The 17,925-nt window shown below is 43.0% G+C and carries 17 protein-coding genes and 5 pseudogenes; 3 read left to right on the forward strand and 19 right to left on the reverse strand.

Features of this window, described 5'->3' with window-relative positions; translation table 11 throughout:
* Positions 1 to 31 precede the first annotated feature (31 nt).
* From ACJMKR_RS08310 to ACJMKR_RS08345, 8 genes and pseudogenes are all read right to left on the reverse strand, one after another.
* On the reverse strand, positions 32 to 424 hold the full coding sequence (locus tag ACJMKR_RS08310) for a hypothetical protein (protein ID WP_423062657.1): 393 nt from the start codon (positions 422 to 424) through the stop codon (positions 32 to 34).
* Between the two features lie 9 nt (positions 425 to 433).
* Positions 434 to 1,777, reverse strand: coding sequence for a phosphoglucosamine mutase (gene glmM, locus ACJMKR_RS08315; RefSeq protein ID WP_423062658.1), 1,344 nt, complete (start codon positions 1,775 to 1,777; stop codon positions 434 to 436).
* Positions 1,778 to 1,839: 62 nt separating this feature from the next.
* A pseudogene (locus ACJMKR_RS08320) lies at positions 1,840 to 2,534 on the reverse strand (IS1 family transposase); the annotation flags it as partial.
* Positions 2,535 to 2,537: 3 nt separating this feature from the next.
* Positions 2,538 to 2,591: pseudogene (locus ACJMKR_RS08325) on the reverse strand (hypothetical protein); the annotation flags it as partial.
* Positions 2,592 to 2,765: 174 nt separating this feature from the next.
* Positions 2,766 to 3,608, reverse strand: a complete 843-nt coding sequence (gene folP, locus ACJMKR_RS08330) for a dihydropteroate synthase (RefSeq protein ID WP_423062659.1) — start codon at positions 3,606 to 3,608, stop codon at positions 2,766 to 2,768.
* Positions 3,609 to 3,712: 104 nt separating this feature from the next.
* Complete coding sequence (gene ftsH / locus ACJMKR_RS08335; protein WP_423062660.1) at positions 3,713 to 5,674, reverse strand: ATP-dependent zinc metalloprotease FtsH; 1,962 nt, start codon at positions 5,672 to 5,674, stop codon at positions 3,713 to 3,715.
* A pseudogene (gene rlmE, locus ACJMKR_RS08340) lies at positions 5,671 to 6,331 on the reverse strand (23S rRNA (uridine(2552)-2'-O)-methyltransferase RlmE). The gene ftsH and the pseudogene rlmE overlap by 4 nt, the downstream one beginning before the upstream one ends.
* Entirely contained in the window at positions 6,332 to 7,444 is a 1,113-nt protein-coding gene (locus ACJMKR_RS08345; RefSeq protein WP_423062661.1) for a fatty acid desaturase, read from the reverse strand. It abuts the pseudogene before it with no gap.
* A 146-nt stretch (positions 7,445 to 7,590) separates the two neighbouring features.
* Between ACJMKR_RS08345 and ACJMKR_RS08350 the strand changes: the two genes are divergently transcribed.
* Both ACJMKR_RS08350 and ACJMKR_RS08355 read left to right on the forward strand, forming a co-directional pair.
* Positions 7,591 to 8,496 carry an MBL fold metallo-hydrolase gene (locus tag ACJMKR_RS08350; protein WP_423062662.1) on the forward strand — a complete coding sequence of 302 codons (906 nt, stop codon included), beginning with the start codon at positions 7,591 to 7,593 and terminating at the stop codon, positions 8,494 to 8,496.
* 213 nt (positions 8,497 to 8,709) lie between these two features.
* Positions 8,710 to 8,976 carry a hypothetical protein gene (locus tag ACJMKR_RS08355; RefSeq protein ID WP_423062663.1) on the forward strand — a complete coding sequence of 89 codons (267 nt, stop codon included), beginning with the start codon at positions 8,710 to 8,712 and terminating at the stop codon, positions 8,974 to 8,976.
* A gap of 45 nt (positions 8,977 to 9,021) precedes the next feature.
* On the opposite strand, the gene sufT is transcribed toward ACJMKR_RS08355, so the two are convergent.
* Genes sufT through ACJMKR_RS08395 form a run of 8 tightly spaced genes read right to left on the reverse strand, consistent with a single transcriptional unit; the run spans position 9,022 to position 15,560 of the window.
* Positions 9,022 to 9,558, reverse strand: a complete 537-nt coding sequence (gene sufT, locus ACJMKR_RS08360) for a putative Fe-S cluster assembly protein SufT (protein ID WP_423062664.1) — start codon at positions 9,556 to 9,558, stop codon at positions 9,022 to 9,024.
* Positions 9,551 to 9,925 (reverse strand): iron-sulfur cluster assembly accessory protein, encoded by a 375-nt coding sequence (locus ACJMKR_RS08365; RefSeq protein ID WP_423062665.1) that lies wholly within the window; start codon positions 9,923 to 9,925, stop codon positions 9,551 to 9,553. The genes sufT and ACJMKR_RS08365 overlap by 8 nt, the downstream gene beginning before the upstream one ends.
* On the reverse strand, positions 9,926 to 10,354 hold the full coding sequence (gene sufU / locus ACJMKR_RS08370) for a Fe-S cluster assembly sulfur transfer protein SufU (protein ID WP_423062666.1): 429 nt from the start codon (positions 10,352 to 10,354) through the stop codon (positions 9,926 to 9,928).
* Position 10,355: 1 nt separating this feature from the next.
* The gene (locus ACJMKR_RS08375) at positions 10,356 to 11,585 is read right to left on the reverse strand and encodes a cysteine desulfurase (protein ID WP_423062667.1); all 1,230 of its coding nucleotides are present in this window, start codon (positions 11,583 to 11,585) and stop codon (positions 10,356 to 10,358) included.
* On the reverse strand, positions 11,572 to 12,873 hold the full coding sequence (gene sufD, locus ACJMKR_RS08380; RefSeq protein WP_423062668.1) for a Fe-S cluster assembly protein SufD: 1,302 nt from the start codon (positions 12,871 to 12,873) through the stop codon (positions 11,572 to 11,574). The genes ACJMKR_RS08375 and sufD overlap by 14 nt, the downstream gene beginning before the upstream one ends.
* Positions 12,870 to 13,631, reverse strand: coding sequence for a Fe-S cluster assembly ATPase SufC (sufC, locus tag ACJMKR_RS08385; RefSeq protein WP_423062669.1), 762 nt, complete (start codon positions 13,629 to 13,631; stop codon positions 12,870 to 12,872). The genes sufD and sufC overlap by 4 nt, the downstream gene beginning before the upstream one ends.
* Positions 13,632 to 13,651: 20 nt before the next feature.
* Positions 13,652 to 15,100 (reverse strand): Fe-S cluster assembly protein SufB, encoded by a 1,449-nt coding sequence (gene sufB / locus ACJMKR_RS08390; RefSeq protein ID WP_423062670.1) that lies wholly within the window; start codon positions 15,098 to 15,100, stop codon positions 13,652 to 13,654.
* A gap of 1 nt (position 15,101) precedes the next feature.
* A complete protein-coding gene (locus ACJMKR_RS08395) occupies positions 15,102 to 15,560 on the reverse strand; it encodes an SUF system Fe-S cluster assembly regulator (RefSeq protein WP_423062671.1) in 459 nt (152 codons plus the stop codon).
* A 238-nt stretch (positions 15,561 to 15,798) separates the two neighbouring features.
* Here ACJMKR_RS08395 and ACJMKR_RS08400 point away from each other — a divergent pair, with 238 nt between their 5' ends.
* Positions 15,799 to 16,038: a hypothetical protein gene (locus ACJMKR_RS08400; protein WP_423062672.1), complete on the forward strand. Its 240-nt coding sequence runs from the start codon at positions 15,799 to 15,801 to the stop codon at positions 16,036 to 16,038.
* A gap of 2 nt (positions 16,039 to 16,040) precedes the next feature.
* On the opposite strand, the gene ACJMKR_RS08405 is transcribed toward ACJMKR_RS08400, so the two are convergent.
* From ACJMKR_RS08405 to ACJMKR_RS08415, 3 genes and pseudogenes are all read right to left on the reverse strand, one after another.
* Complete coding sequence (locus ACJMKR_RS08405) at positions 16,041 to 16,934, reverse strand: IS982 family transposase (protein ID WP_423062298.1); 894 nt, start codon at positions 16,932 to 16,934, stop codon at positions 16,041 to 16,043.
* 107 nt (positions 16,935 to 17,041) lie between these two features.
* Positions 17,042 to 17,236 (reverse strand): annotated as a pseudogene (locus ACJMKR_RS08410) (integrase core domain-containing protein); the annotation flags it as partial.
* A 246-nt stretch (positions 17,237 to 17,482) separates the two neighbouring features.
* Positions 17,483 to 17,803 (reverse strand): annotated as a pseudogene (locus ACJMKR_RS08415) (IS481 family transposase); the annotation flags it as partial.
* Between the last annotated feature and the right edge of the window lie 122 nt (positions 17,804 to 17,925).

The raw sequence follows: 17,925 nt of genomic DNA on the forward strand, positions 1-17,925 counted from the left end.
TTGTCGTTTCACTGTAACCTCATTTGATAACTTATTTCACGCCGCCAAACCAAGGCCTTGCCGCCTTGCTGAATAGAAAGCACATCGCGATGATTTGCAGGATCATAACCACGACCGACGAAACCCCTACCATAAAGCTCGTCGCAAAGAGTAGAGGACTGTAGACGATTTTACTAATAACGCTCAAAATAACCAACACTAACATCGTTATCCGCGCCCAATTCACACCCTGCCCAATTTTATAAGTTAAAAACAGGAATATCAGGATAACAACGACCTCCATCACGATGGTTCGAGCCAATCGAAATTGGACCGGTCGATGGGTCACTGCGGATAAGCTGAGGGCAAGTGCCGTTAAAAACGCCAACACGATGGCCGTGTAAAGTAAGGTAACACCCTTGGTAACGCTTGCTGGGCGATTCATTGATAGCTCCTAATCAATTGCCTTTTCAACGACTTGCGCTAATGCCTGGGCTGTCTCACGCACGAGGTTTGCATCATTGCCTTCAACCATCACTCGAACGACAGGCTCAGTGCCAGAAGGCCGCAATAAAACTCGGCCTGACCCATTGAACGTCTTCTCCGCGTTGGCAACAGCCTCTGCAATTTGTGGATAGTTGTTCAAGTCCACAACGCCAGCTACTGGCACGTTAATTAAAATTTGAGGCCGCTTGATCATAACCCGTTTTAATTCTGCAAGCGATTTTTGATTTGTCTGCATGATACGCAAAATTTGTAATGCCGTAATAATGCCATCACCCGTCGTCGTGTAATCCAGATCGACAATATGGCCCGAGGATTCCCCTCCTAACAGCCAACCTTTCTTTTGCAATTGCTCTAAGACGTAACGGTCACCCACAGGCGCACGTTCAAAAAGAATGCCTGATTGTTCCATGGCTTGTTCTAAACCTAAATTACTCATGACGGTACCGACGATACCTAAACCGTTCGGCACTTCAGGCAATCGATCTTTGGCTAAGATGCAGAGCAGTTCATCGCCATCGACAATTTCCCCCCGATGATCGACCATGATGACACGATCACCATCACCATCAAATGCAATACCGACGTCCGCGTTAGCTTCGAGAACTTTTTGTTGTAAATGGCGTGGATCTGTCGCGCCGCAACCGGCATTGATATTGAATCCATCTGGCTCATCAGAGATCGTAACGACTTCAGCTCTTAGTTCATGAAAAATATGCGGAGCCACATAGTAAGTAGCACCGTTTGCACAATCAACAACGATTTTTAATTTTTTCAATGATAAGTCAGAGGGGAAAGTACTCTTACAAAATTCGATGTAACGGCCGGGTGCATCGACAATCCGCGTGGCTTTGCCCAGCAAATCAGCGGCCACCGTTCGCATGGGCGAGTCGATTTGAGCTTCGATCGCAAGTTCTAATTCATCAGATAGTTTATAACCGTTGCTATCGAAACATTTAATGCCGTTATCTTGGTAAGCATTATGAGAAGCACTAATGACAATACCGGCTGATGCACGAATAGAGTGTGTTAAGTGAGCAATCGCGGGCGTTGGCATCGGGCCAAGTACTTTTATATCGACCCCCGCAGCCGATAATCCTGCTTGCAGTGCCGATTCAATCATGTAACCTGAAATGCGTGTGTCTTTACCAATTAAAACGGTGGCGAGATCTTTTTGGCCCAGCACAGTTCCGACTGCCCAGCCTAGTTTCAGCATGAATTCGGCGTTAATTAAGGATTTACCGACTTGGCCTCTGATACCGTCAGTCCCAAAGTATTTCTTTTGTTTTTTCATTTATAGTTATTCCTATTTTTCTATTCCATGATTCGGTGGTGCCTCATTTTTGTTGATGGCATCTAAATAACCCTCCCAAACTCGTGCCTATTGATAAATAATCCGATGACAATGTCGTGCAATTTATCCAGTTTAGAAAAGCAAATCGTCTTTCTCGCTAATCGCTTTATTCGTGTGCGCAACGTGAGATGCTTTCGTTCAATCGCTTGGGTATTTTGCTTTCCCACCAAATGTTTTGATTGAGGCAGGTGTCTTTCATAAGCACCCCAATCATCTGTATAGTAAAAGTTGATATCAAATGAGCTCAGTTTTTCTTTCAGTGCTTTAAATGCTGAATCTTTTCTTGGACCAAAATGATAAGCTAACACCTCATGTGTATGGTGATCAATCGCATGCCAAAGCCAACGTTGATTCTGTTTATTTCGAACAAAACTCCACATTTCATCCAGCTCCGCTTCTTCAACTTGTACAACATTAACAGTAACAGACGCACCAAGTGATTCTTTTTCCTTTAAAAGTCGTGTATTGACGCTCTCCAAACCTTCACCCTTTTTTTTAATTCACCAATAACAGTGTTAATGCTAATACGTAAAACGCCTGCAGTATCTCTGACGCCACTACCATTCATTGCCATATCAACTATTTTATCTTTAACACCAGGGGCACGAGCATTATGTGTGTAATCTAGAAGAAATGTATTTTTCTCACAAGCATTATTTTTACATTGAAACCTTTGCTTTCCTGTACTGCTGACGCCAAATTTTACAACCTCATGTAAACAGCAGCAGGGGCAAGCAACATTGATTCTTGCCATTCATGCAATCCTTATCCTAATGATTTTCTGAAATAGCAAAATATATCACATCAACAAAAATGAGGCACTACCCATGATTCGTTTACAGTGCCTTGCTATTAAAACTACCTTCAGGCCATCCCTGGCGAAACTTATTTATTCTATGAGACCCCTGCCTGGACTTACGCTGCTGCTTCAACAATATTCCATTATACAGTTCGTCACCTTAACCATATCAGCAACAGCTTTTACATCATGTGTTCGTATTATCGATGATCCTTTAAATGCCGCTAAGGTTTCGGCGGCGATGCTGCCAAAGAGTCGATCTTGTGGTGGCACACCGCCTACCGCATCACTCACCATCGATTTTCGGGACCACCCGACCAGCACAGGAAACCCCATGGCTGTAAATTCATGCAGGTTAGCCAGCAAATAATAATTTTCGGCACAACTTTTCCCATAGTTGCCTTGCCCAAAACCAGGATCCAGTATAATGCGGTCACGCGCAATACCGTGATCTTCACAACGTTGTATTAAATTAATGAAATCTCGTTTAATGATGTCCAATAACATAGCCGGATCGCGAGGTTTAGAGGTTTGCTTAGGTTTTGTAAAATGCATTAAACACACTGGCGTCTGTAATGCAGCGACTGTCAACATAACATCACCAACGGCGAGTGCGCGTTGATCATTAATGATGTCAGTACCTGCCTTCACAACTTCACGCATTACCTGCGGACGACTTGTATCGACCGACACCAACACATCAAAGCGTTTTTTTACGGCCTCAACGAGCGGAACCACGCGATCGATTTCATGTTGAATCGAAGGTGCTTCTGCATTGATATCAACAAAAGGATTCGTTGCCTCACCCCCGATATCCAAAATATCAGCACCGTCAACAACCATTCTATCAACTGTTCTTAATGCGTCATCAACGTTTAGGTGGGGATTGAAAAATGAGTTGGGTGAAACATTAATGATACCCATGACAGCGGGTTTGGGGAGCTCACATCGATAGCCATTACTTAATCGCAAAGTAAACGTGTTTTCCATATTGACTATCTAGCCCCTGGACAGAAACGTCCATTTTTCGCTATGGATTCACCAAAAATGGACGTTGTATTGAGATTCTAAATTGGTTATTTCTTTTCTTCTGCTGGCGGCAAATTATGGGCGTTTAACGGCTCTTTTACTCGAGGTTTCTCGTCCGCTTGAGCCTTCTTCTCAGCTTTTTTATCGCTTTCAACTTTCTTCGCGTTCTTAGTGCTCTCTTCAACCCAATCAGCCGGAGGACTTGGTTCCTTTCCTTGCAAAATTTCCTGAATTTGTTTGTCATCGATCGTTTCGTATTTAATTAAAGCTTCCGCCATGATGTGTAATTTATCGGTGTTCGCCTCGAGCGTTTTTCGTGCTTTATCATAAGCACGATCGATGATACCGCGTACTTCTGCGTCAATTTCCTTGTTTGTAGCATCTGACACATCTTTACGTTGTGTGACAGAGTGACCCAAGAAAACTTCGCCCTCATCTTCACGATAAGTTAACGGGCCTAGTTTTTCAGATAATCCCCATTTTGTTACCATGTTACGTGCAATTTCAGTTGCTTTTTCAATATCGTTCGACGCACCTGTTGTCACGCATTCAGGGCCAAAAATAATTTCCTCGGCAATTCGACCACCAAATAGGGCTGCTAATTGGCATTCCAAACGTTTTTTGCTAACGCTATAACGATCCGTTTCAGGCAAAAACATCGTCACACCTAAGGCTCGCCCACGCGGAATGATTGTGACTTTATAAACAGGATCGTGTTCCTCCATGTTCAAACCGACAATAGCGTGCCCTGCTTCGTGATATGCTGTTAATTTTTTCTCTTCATCGCTCATCACCATCGAACGACGCTCAGCACCCATCATGATTTTATCTTTCGCTTTTTCAAGCTCGATCATGCTCACGTCTTTTTTGTTAGCACGCGCTGCAAATAATGCGGCTTCATTCACGATGTTGGCTAAATCAGCACCCGAAAATCCTGGCGTGCCGCGCGCAATCATAGCCGGGCGAACGTCATCGGCAGTGGGTACTTTACTAAGGTGCACTTTAATAATTTCTTCTCGACCTTTGATGTCGGGTAAAGGCACAACGACTTGTCGATCAAAACGACCCGGGCGCAGTAATGCAGGGTCTAATACATCGGGACGGTTGGTCGCCGCCATAACAATAATACCCTCTTTACCTTCAAAGCCATCCATCTCAACCAATAATTGGTTCAATGTTTGTTCGCGCTCATCGTGACCGCCGCCTAAACCAGCACCACGATGACGACCAACGGCATCAATTTCATCGATGAAAATAATGCACGGTGCTTGCTTTTTGGCTTGATCGAACATATCGCGCACACGCGATGCACCAACACCAACAAACATTTCCACAAAGTCAGAACCTGAAATGGTGAAGAACGGCACCTTCGCTTCACCCGCAACCGCTTTTGCTAATAATGTTTTACCCGTTCCAGGCGCACCTACCAATAAAACACCGCAAGGCATTTTACCGCCGAGTTTTTGGAATTTATTGGGATCGCGCAAGAATTCGACTAATTCAACCACTTCTTCTTTGGCTTCTTTCACTCCTGCAACATCATCAAATGTAACCTTCACTTGATCTTGATTCAGCAGACGCGCTTTACTGCGACCAAATGACATGGGGCCACCACGACTGCCACCACCTTGCATTTGGCGCATGAAAAATATCCAAACCGCAATTAATAAAAGAAACGGCGCCCAACTAATTAAAATGTGCATCAACACGCTTTGTTGTTTTGGCGGTTCACCTTTAACGCTCACACCTTTCTTCACTAAGGTGGCAGGAAGGTTTGAGTCAGGCGTTGGTAAATAAGTCGTAAACTTTTTGTTATCTTTAGTCACACCTGTGACGGTTTGATTCTGAATGACCACGCTATTGATCTTGCCCGCATCGATAGCTTTCACAAATTGCGAATACGTGTACGGAGTCGATTCTGGCTTACGTGGCCCGAAGTTACTAAAAAGGGTGATAAGCGCTACGGCAATAATCAACCAAATAAATAGATTTTTCAGCATACTATTCAAACTGTTATCCTCTTTCGAGTCCCATTGTCATTATAACCTAGAAAATTCAGTTGCGCATACATAGACTTCGCTAGATCTTGCGCGTGATGCCTTAGGCTTGCGGAGTTTGACACGCTTGAAATGTTGGCGCAACTGCACCAATACCTCATCAACCCCCGGACCTTGGAAGACTTTGGCCAAAAAGCTGCCTCCCGGCTTCAATAGTCGACCCGCACAGTCCCATGCTAATTCTAAGAGGTGCAAAGAACGGGGCTGATCGATGCTTTTCTCTCCTGATATGTTGGGGGCCATATCTGAAATAACAAGGTCTACCCATCCTGATTTTGAGCACTCCTGAACAGCCTCTTGAAGGTGTTCAAACACGGCCTCTTCATTAAAATCACCCTGAATGAACGTCACACCCGCGATCGGTTTCATGGGAAGCAAATCAACTGCAATGACTGCCCCCTTCGGCCCCACTAAATCTTTAGCGACAACCGACCATCCGCCAGGCGCTGCACCCAAATCAACAACAATCATACCGGGTTTAAAGAGGTGATCTTTCGCTTGCAGCTCAAGTAATTTGTAAGCCGCTCTGGATGGATATCCTTCCTGTTTGGCTTTCTTGACGTACTGGTCTGAAAAGTGCTCTTTGAGCCACCGTTTGCTGTCCGTCATTTACATTTCTACTGCCAAATCCATTCGGCGCTGCTGCCTGATTAGGTGCGACCAAATATTAAGATAACTGTTGAGTTCTTGCCGTGCTGATTTTAAGAGCTTACGATAGTTTCGGCGTCGAGAAAAACTCGCTTTTGATGCACGCAATCGACGATATTCTTTTTCTAAGCCTTCAATTCGATTTAACAAGCTATTAATTTTTTCGCGCACGGGCGCAATCATATTATTAATTTGCTCTGAAAAAGACGTGTTTTTCTCTTCCATTTGCAGTCGATAACGGATGATGCGGTCAGAGCTGATTCGATTTAGATCTGACACCAATCGAAGTTTTGATAGTCCGTAAATCGTCCATTTTGTGGGATCAAAATGGAAGGCACGAACGCCATTACGATAATCCCGCGGGAATTGATGATGAAAATTATGAAAACCTTCACCATAGGTAAATAACGCCGTCATCCAATTATCAACGCCAGATTGACGATCGGAATAGTTTCGTTTGCCCCATAAATGACAAACTGAATTAATACAGAATGTGAGTTGATGATTCACGGCGATGCGCAATGCACCCGCAACGATCAAACCACCCAATGCATCGCCCCATAAAGCAGCAATCGCCGCTGGAACGCCAAATCCCATGATGACACCTAGCCAGGGGAAAAATCGATGCTGGAATCTAACGAGCGGATCAGCACTCAAATCTTCCACATTGCTAAAGTCTCGCTTTTCAGGTTCTAGCATGAACAACCAACCGATATGCGCCCACCAAAAACCTCTTTTAATGCTGTAAGGGTCTTTGTCAGTATCGGTATAGAGATGGTGATTGCGATGATCGGTACACCACTCCAAGGCGCTGCCTTCAAACGCCGATGTTGATAATAGCAATAAAATCAATCGGATAGGCCATGTAGCCTTATACGTTTTATGCGAAAAGAGACGATGGTAACCGGCTGTGACCGATACCCCAGATATAAATAGATATGAGCCCGCTAGTACCCACGTTGGCCAGCGAACTAGACCGTAGACACACAGCAACGCCGTCCCAGCAACACCCGCCACAAGCGTTATTACTATAAACAGCGTATTGAGCCAATTGATTCGTTTTAAAAAATTCATACGCACATCTTAACGCATGATTAACATAAGTCAATGTTAGAGCGATCACCTAGGGACACTTTTCATTTAGAATCAGGATTACCCGAGTTGAAAAAACCCTTATAATGGCAATCATCATATAACCCATTAATTATCAGGATGATAGGATGTCGACACTTATTAAATACGCTTTGCTAACGATCTTATTTATCACGCTCCCACTTTCACTATTTGCCGCACAACAAATCTACTTCCATTACCGAGGCGGCAAACCCAACTCTACCGCCCTGAAAGATGGGAAATTGCATATCTTTTTTTGTGGCACAGGCGACCCCCAAGCAAATATGCAGGTTATTCGAAAACCCTCCTGCTTGGCCATCATCGTCGATAATAATTTCTTTTTGATTGATTCTGGTGAGGGCAGCATACAAACCTTAGCGGCGATGGGCTTGCCGATTGGCAGTATCGATAAAGTCTTTTTCACACACTATCACTCCGATCATATTGCTGGACTCGGTCAAATCGTTAATGCTTCGTGGATGTGGGGACGAAAAGTTCCGTTTATTGCTTATGGCCCCAAAGGCATTAAACGCACTACTCAGTCAATCAATGATCTTTACCAACACGATGTGCAATATCGTGTGGCTAACCGAGCTGGTGCTTTAAATGCAAATCTTGGGAAAGTGTATCCAAAAGAAATACCCACTCGTAATACTCCACAACTGGTTTATCAAACCAAAAATATCCGCCTCTATGCTTTTAGAGTCGATCACAACCCTGCCATTCCTGCCTTGGGTTACGTGCTCTATTATAAAGGCTGCAAGATTGTAATCAGTGGCGACACAAAAATTACAGGCACACTCGCAGAGCAAGCTAAAAACGCTACTGTACTTATCAACGAAGCATTTAGCCGCTATTTTTACGATCAAACAATAAAAGCGATTAAAAAAGATAATCCTAAAAATGCCAAACAACTCATTTTACATGAAAACGAAACGAAGCAATATCACAGCGATACGCTATTGCTTGCAAAAATGGCGCAAGCAGATCCAAGCGTGTCGCGATGCTCGTGATAGATTATTGCCATCCCTGTCAATAATCGACTCGCAATACGCGACAACTTAAATAGCCGCGGACGTCCTCGTCGCCCGCGCTCCGCGACCTCACGGCTCGACTACGCACGGGCTCTCAAATGACTTGACGGCTCGTAAAGATTTTTTGCAGTCGCTTACGCTCGGCAAAAAATCCGAGCCTACCGCGGAATACGCGCCTTCGCTTCGCTCTCCATGGCGCGCATCGATGTAAAATATGTTTTTCTCACCCATTTAGTTCCTGCCATTCCCAATACTCAAGAAGCAAAGGATGAATTTATGGATGGCATGAAACAGTTTTATAACGGCAATTTACAGATTGCCGATGACCGAGATGAGCTTGTCATCAGTAGTGCAAATTCAAGTAAGCAGTGTCTCGTTAAATATGTTCCCAATAAAAATGATGGTTATAAAATTTATAAAAATTCACACGGGAGTCTTCGGTGTGTTGAGAATTGTTAGAGCGTCCAACCTCAACTAGCAAGCAATTGAAATTCACATCGATAATCACATCATGCCAAGCTGTAACTTAGCAACATCTGACATCATGCTACGATCCCAAGGTGGATCAAAAACAATATCGATGTGAGCATCACTCACTTCAGGCACATCCAAAAGCTTTATCTTTGCGTCCTCTGCAATCACAGGGCCCATACCACAGCCTGGCGCGGTCAATGTCATCACAACATTCACACGATGCGTATCATCATTTAATTTTTCGATTTCGCAATCATAAACCAGCCCCAAATCCACAATATTCACGGGAATTTCAGGGTCATAAACCGAATGCAACTGTGCCCACACTTTATCTTTAACGCTTGCAGCTTCGGGCAAATCATCCAGCGGATTATGAATTTCGCGACCGAGTGCATCGGCATCCTTCGCATCGATACGCGCTAAATTACCATAGACATTAACGGTGAATGAACTTCCCAACGATTGTGTAATCTTCACTTCCGTGCCTTTGGGCAGCATCATCGGTGCACCGGCCGGCACCAACAAAGCCATCGTATCGCGATTTAAAACCACTATTTCGTTAGTCATCGTCAGCGTCTTCTTTTAAATTAAAACTTTCTCCACAACCGCACTCACTCGCCACGTTGGGATTATTAAACTGCAATTGATGTTGACCGAATTCTTTTTTGACAAAATCCAATGTGGTGCCTTTGATGATATCGACACACGCTGGATCAATAAAAACCTGTAACCCTTGTGGCGTTGTAATTTTTATGTCGCCCGATTTTATGTCATCAACAATTTCCGGATTGTACATAAAACCCGAACATCCGGTAATTTTCACTGATAAACGAAATCCGATGCCACTACCGCGTTGCTCGATAATTTTATGAATATGCGCAACAGCCGCATCAGTCAATGTTATAATTGTTTTCTCATCAACCCTATTCACCATCTAATCTCCAATTCCCAATCCTTCACGCATCGTATGCCAACACAATGTCGCACACTTAACACGCATAGGATATTCCGAAACCCCTGCTAACACCGCTAATTTTCCAAGTTTTTCTGCGACAGAATGATTTTTATTGGTAAGCAAGTCGTGAAAATTATCAAAGCACTCTTTGGCTTGCGCGATAGTTTTTCCCTTCAATGCCTCTGTCATCAAAGAAGCCGATGCCATGGAAATAGCACATCCACTACCTTCAAAACTCACATCTTCCACGAGACCATTTTTTTCCAATAAATAAAGCGTCAAACGATCACCGCACAACGGATTAAAACCTTCTTTTATGTGATTAGCCTGATCCAGTCGTCCAAAATTACGAGGGTTACGACCGTGATCGATAATAACTTGCTGGTATAAATCGTTTAAATCTGACATGTTATTTTTTCCGGAATAATGCGATGACTTTATGTAAACCAGCAACAAGCCGATCAACTTCTTGCTTATTGTTATAAACACCAAATGACGCGCGTGCTGTTGCTGCCACATTAAATCGCTCCATTAAGGGCATGGCACAATGATGTCCTGCACGTATCGCGATGCCTTCGTGATCTAAAATGGTCGCGATATCATGCGAATGCGCTTGCTCCATAACAAACGAAATAACGGCTGCCTTATTCGGCACGTTGCCAATAATACGCAACCCTGGAATTTGTTGCAGTAATTCACTTGCATAGTGTGTCAAAGCAGATTCATGCGCAGCAATAGCCTCAAAACCAATATTATTCACGTAGTCGATCGCGGCGCCCATACCAATAATACCCGCCATGTTCGGTGTGCCCGCTTCGAATTTTTGCGGCAGCACCGTATATTCTGTTTTTGAAAAACTCACCCGACTAATCATGGCACCACCGCTTTGATAAGGTGGCATTTGATTAAGCCATTTTGATTTGCCATACAAAACACCTACCCCTGTAGGACCATAGAGTTTGTGACTTGAAAAAGCATAAAAATCACAATCCAAGTCCTGCACATCAACATGCATGTGTGATACAGCCTGTGCGCCATCTAATAAAACGGGAATATCGTGTTGATGCGCTATTTTAATCATTTGTTTAACAGGGTTAATCGTTCCCAGCACATTTGACATATGTGCCAAACTTACTAACTGAGTTTTATCACTCATGAGTGATTCATAATGCTCAAGATCTAACGAACCATCATCATTCACGGGTATGACTTTCAACGTAGCGCCCGTTCGCTCACATAATATTTGCCATGGCACAATGTTTGAATGATGCTCCATCGCCGAAATAATAATTTCATCGCCCGCTTTTATCTTTAACAAACCAAAACTAGACGCTACTAAATTAATCGCATCGGTCGTGCCACGCGTAAATATAATTTCATGTAAATGTGGCGCATTAATAAAGTCTTTAACCTTTTGACGCACGGCCTCATAAGCTGCCGTTGCTCTTTCACTTAATGAATAAACACCACGGTGCACATTCGCATTATCATACTTGTAATAATGCTCGACGACATCAATCACTGCCTGTGGTTTTTGCGAAGTCGCACCACTATCCAAATAAGCCAGCGGCTTACCATGCACTTTTTGTTTTAAAAGCGGGAAATCTTTTCTAATGATTGAGACATCAAATTTTTTCATGATGACAATCTCCACAACACTGTTTTACCGCCAATTGATTCACAACGTGGCGATTGAGTTTTTCAGCAATCGCGGGTTGTCGAATTTGTTCTAGTATTTCGTTAGCAAATGCACACGTCAATAAATGATGCGCCATATCATCGTCAATACCACGGCTGCGCAAATAAAATAATGCCTGCTCATCAAGCCGACCTACCGTTGCTCCATGGGCGCATTGCACATCATCAGCATAAATCTCCAACTCAGGCTTGGCATCAATTTCAGCGTGGGCAGATAATAATAAATTTTGATTGGATTGTAGTGCTTTAGTTTTTATCGCATCTTCATGCACGATAACACGGCCATTAAACACCGCGCGAGATTTACCATCGATAATGCCTTTATAATTTTGCTCACTTGAACAGTGCGGCACACGATGATCAATGCGGCTGTGATTATCGATATGGCGCTCATTATCCAAATGATACAACCCCAACAAACGGCATTGCGAGCCTGCTTCGTTCAGCGAATAATTTAAATCATCGCGACTCAAAGACGCACCGGTTGCAATCGTTGTTGTTGAAACAACACTATCTTTTTGCTGGCAAATAATCGTATTGGCAATGTGAAAAGCCTGTTTTGCCTCATTTTGCAGCTTAAAATGTTGCACTCGCGCATTTTGCGCAGCAGATATCTGCGTCACCACATTATTAAAATAAGCGGCACTTGTCTGGCCAACATATTCTTCAAAAAAAGTAACCTCACTATTTTCGCCCACATCGATAAAATGACGCGGATGATTCATGAGTTGTCGATCATCCGTTTGCAAATAGATTAAATGAATAGGATGTTCGATATAATTATTTTTCGGGATCGATAGATATAATCCATCGGTCATCAACGCCGCATTTAAAGCCGAAAACGGTGTTTGATACTGCGCAGGAATCTGCAACGCTTGATTAACCGTGCTTACAGTGACCGCGGTTGGCAAATTGTTTACTGTTGAAAGCACTGGCGCATAACGCCCGTTCACAAACACAATAATATGAGGTGATTCGATTTTTAGAGGACGAATATCCACATCACTAGAAACTTCGTGTGATAACGTGAAGGCTTGTTTTGCAATGGCAGAAACATCGGTATATTTCCAATCCTCTACTTTGCGATTCGGAAACCCTTGCTTTATAAACTCTTGTAATTGCGCATGTTGCCAATCGGTAAATTCAACGTGACGATTAGCGCTATTTGCAGCTTGCATCGCTTGCAAAGTAGCGAATTCCCACGCTTGATTGACGATAGATTCTCTCATTGCACCTCCAAGGTGACTTCATCCATCAACCAACCATAACCTTGTTTTTCTAATTCTAAGGCTAACGATTTATCGCCTGATTTTACGATTTGACCATTCACCAATACATGCACAAAATCAGGTTGAATATAATTCAACAAGCGTTGATAGTGGGTAATCACAATGATTGCTCGCTTTTCATCGCGCAATTGATTGACACCATTGGCAACTGTTTGCAGCGCGTCGATATCCAATCCAGAATCTGTTTCATCTAAAATAGCAAGCTTCGGCTCTAACAATAACATCTGTAAAATTTCATTACGCTTTTTTTCACCGCCTGAAAATCCTTCATTGACCGAGCGTTTTAAAAATTTTTCATCCATGCCGACTGATCCCAATTTTTCTTTGACGAGCGCCATAAAATCTAGTGCGTCCAGTTCCGACTCACCACGTTTTTTTCTGATGCTGTTGAACGCCGTTTTCAAAAAATATAAATTATTAACGCCGGGAATTTCGACAGGATATTGAAATGCTAAAAACAAGCCTTTCGCCGCACGATCTTCTGGTGCTAGCGATAATAAATCGTTTCCATCAAAGTCCACATGCCCTTCCGTCACTTCATAGCCGTCTCGACCCGTTAAAATAGAAGCGAACGTACTTTTACCCGAACCATTTGGCCCCATGATGGCATGCACTTCACCTGGATTGACTGAAATATTCAAACCACGAAGAATTTCATTATTTTCAACACGTGCATGTAAATTTTTAATCGTTAACATTGTTTCTTCTCCAAAGGACCTTACCCTACGCTTCCTTCCAAGCTCACTTCCATTAATTTTTGTGCTTCAACCGCAAATTCCATCGGCAATTCTTGAAAAACTTGTTTACAAAAACCATTCACAATCATCGACACCGCATCTTCTTCAGAAATACCGCGCTGACGACAATAAAATAACTGGTCTTCCCCAATTTTTGATGTCGTGGCTTCGTGCTCAATACGCGCCGTGGGATTGCTCGCCTCAATGTAAGGAAATGTATGAGCACCACAACGATTGCTTAATAATAACGAATCACACTGACTGTAATTACGCGCATTTTCAGCACCGGGCGCCACTCGCACCAAACCACGATAGCTATTTTGACCTTGCCCTGCTGAAATACCTTTTGAAATAATCGTGCTCTTCGTATTTTTTCCGATGTGAATCATTTTCGTGCCGGTATCGGCCTGCTGAAAATTATTCGTTAGCGCTACCGAATAAAACTCTCCAACGGAGTTATCACCCTGTAAAATAACGCTTGGATATTTCCACGTTATCGCTGATCCTGTTTCAATTTGCGTCCATGATATTTTAGAATTAACGCCGCGACAAGCACCGCGCTTTGTCACAAAATTATAAATACCACCTTTACCCTTTTCATCGCCCGGATACCAATTTTGCACCGTCGAATATTTAATTTGAGCATTATTGAGCGCAACCAATTCGACAACTGCCGCGTGTAACTGATTTTCATCGCGCATGGGTGCAGTACAACCTTCCAAATAACTCACATAACTGCCTTCATCTGCGATAATTAACGTTCGTTCAAATTGACCCGTGTTTGCCGCATTAATTCTAAAATAAGTCGATAATTCCATCGGGCAACGTACACCTTTTGGAATATAGACAAACGAACCATCGCTAAACACTGCTGAGTTTAATGTCGCAAAAAAATTATCGCGATACGGAACAACACTTCCTAAATATTTTTCGACTAATTCAGGGTGCTTTTGCACCGCTTCTGAAAACGAACAAAAGATAACGCCCGCCTCAGATAGTTTTTCTTTAAATGTAGTTGCGACCGAAACGCTATCAAACACCGCATCCACCGCAACACCGGCTAAACGTTCACGCTCGTGCAACGGAATACCGAGTTTATCGTAGGTTTCGAGTAACTTTGGATCGACTTCGTCTAAACTTTTTGGCGCATCTTTTTTCGATTTAGGTGCTGCATAATAACTAATTACTTGATAGTCGATCGGCGCGCAATTAACGTGTGCCCAACGCGGGGCTGCCATCGTTAACCAATGACGATACGCACGCAATCGCCAATCTAACATAAATTGTGGCTCATTTTTTTTCGCAGAAATGTGGCGAATCACGTCTTCATTTAAACCTGGTGGCAGTACATCAGATTCAATGTCGGTCACAAAACCATGTTCGTACGTTTTGTTGACGATTTTATCTAAATATTTATCCTGACGCTGCATGTTATTCTGTCCTCACTTTCTTTGTTTCCTTTAATTCACGAAATCGTAGCGGCTCCGCTAATGGGCGATTCATGTCTGCTAAACTCAGACTATCTAGAGCGTTAAATACAACGCGATTAATCACCTGCCAATTCCCGCGCAACTCACACACATCACCCCGCGTACAACAGTCTTCTTCTTTACTGCATTCAGTCATTGCCGGTCGACCATCGATAGCCGTGATGATTTCCGCCAAACTAATCGCTTCAGGATGATTCAACAGTTGATAACCGCCATTCACACCTCGCACCGAGTTGACCAAGCTCGATTCGTTGAGAAGTTTGAGGATTTTACTGACAGTCGGCGCTGAAATGCGTGTTTCAGCGGCAATCTGAGTAGCACTGAAATGTCCCCTAGATTTTGACGCCAAAAAACTCATGATGACCGTCGCATAGTCCGCTAATCTACTGATTTTAAGCATATTTTACCTCGTAACACAGAGCGCGAATGCTTATAGGAATAATATAGTACCACAGTTGTACTATATCGCAACGCCCCCTCTTCCCTTCAATTGCTTGCTAATACGAGAAGGGGTTTGTCTTTCATTGGACTTTGGATAAATTTATAAAAATAATTAAAAATTGCTTGACATAGAAACCGAAAAAAAATTTTACGTTGTAAACAACGTTTGTTCGAAAAAATAAAATAAGGAACAAACGATGTTAGCGACAGAAAAACTAAAACAATTCCGTACATTCCTCTACAACATCTTCCCCGCGCGACGCGATGCCAATATGAATTTACTCGATGCCCTTTCAAGCCATGGCCATCGCTGCAAAACACCCATAGAATTATGTGAATCGCCATACTTTGAACGTGAATACAGTAGTATTACCGATGCGATTAGCGATGGTTTGTCGGTAGCAAATTGTTGGGATAGCATGATGAAAATACAATAACCTCAGTTCTGGATAACTGCGTATAAATTATTCTTTATATTGTTGGTTTTTATTCCTGGTTTGTTTGGTCGCCAAGAATAGGCAATTAGCGCTGCAAGGGTATTGACTAAAAAATTAATCGGACTACGATGACGCGAATGCTCAACATGATACAAGTTTTTCAACTGATCGATAATCGTTTCTACGATGCCACGTTGTTTTAGGAAAAACTTTTCAAATGCAGAAAGCATTTTGTTCTTCATATTTTTACGGACTTTTGTCACAAATTTTAAATCGTGTTTTGCCAAATCGTCCGCAAGATCTTTTCCAAGATACCCTTTATCGCCAGCGCCCAACCCCTTTAAATTAGCCATTAATTTTCTAACAACAGCGCGATCATCCACGTTCCCTTTCGTTAAACAAAAACGGATTAATTCCCCTTGATGATTAATCACAATATGTAGTTTAAAGCCGTAAACCCAGCCCATTGTGCTTTTACTGCGTTTAGCAATGCCTTTGAAAACCTTGTTTCGATAAATTCGTTTATTGTGGCATACGCGTAGTGTAGTTGAGTCAATATAATACAATCCCGTGTGTTTGCCCTTTCTCGAAAGCAAATAGGCGGCGAGCATCATTAGCGCTGCTGATTGGCAGGCGACAAAACGTGTGTAACTCAGCGCCGTAGGAAAATACTTCTTCATGTCTTGTAAAACACATCCACAATAAAAATCCTTAAATGTGCGATAGTGACTCATTTGAAACAACACAATGATGGTGCCAATTTCAGACAAGCTCATTTGCATCGCTCGATCTCGTTTTCTGTCTGGGTTCGGTAGCAAATACTTTGATTGACCTTTCAAATAATCCTTGCAAAAATCATCCATATCACAAAAAATCTCCGTGACCGGTGCCAACATGATTAACTCCTGTTACATTATTTAGCTGTAATTTTGGAGCTAAATTTTAGCGGTTCCGGTCTTTTTTTCAATTATTTCATTCACTTATTCCTTTTCTTATACAGAACTCAGGTTAGTTTATCTAATTCTTTTTCTTGTGCCAAATGCTTTGCATCAAGAAAAGTTTGCATGGGTGTTTTTCCATAACAACGCTCGCCGGAATGGGGCCTGACCTCATTATATGTTTTGATCCACGCATCAACGTCTTGTTGTAATTCCTCTAGGGAACGATATATTTTTTTTCGAAAAGCAACATCATACGATGCGCGCCATGGAGAGCGAAGCGAAGGCGCGTATTCCGCGGTAGGCTCGGATTTTTTGCCGAGCGTAAGCGACTGCAAAAAATCTTTACGAGCCGTCAAGTCATTTGAGAGCCCGTGCGTAGTCGAGCCGTGAGGTCGCGGAGCGCGGGCGACGAGGACGTCCGCGGCTATTTAAGTTGTCGCGTATTGCGAGTCGATTATTGACAGGGATGGCAATAATCTATCACGAGCATCGCGACACGCTTGAAATTCTTGTTTAATCGTTTTATGAAAACGTTCACAAATACCATTGGTCTGCGGAGAACGTGCGCGTGTTTTCGAATGGTCAATGTCTTCAACTGCTAAATAAAGTTGATAGGCGTGGTTCTCAATTTTTCCACAATATTCCGCCCCGCGATCCGTGAGCATACGCAGCAATCGGATACCTTGCTCATTAAACCATGGCAATACACGTTCATTTAATAAATGAGCTGCCGTCATCGCTGTTTTCTCCGTGTATAACTTGGCAAAAGCGATTCTGCTATAGGTATCGACAAAAGTCTGCTCATAAATACGGCCAACACCCTCGATGCGCGCCATGGAGAGCGAAGCGAAGGGGCGTATTCCGCGGCAGGCTGGGATTTTTTGCCGAGCGTAAGCGACTGCAAAAAATCTTTACGAGCCGTCGAGTCAGTTTAGAGCCCGTGGGT

The sequence above is a fragment of the Candidiatus Paracoxiella cheracis genome (assembly GCF_049348705.1).
Taxonomy (GTDB): Bacteria; Pseudomonadota; Gammaproteobacteria; order Coxiellales; family Coxiellaceae; genus Paracoxiella; species Paracoxiella cheracis.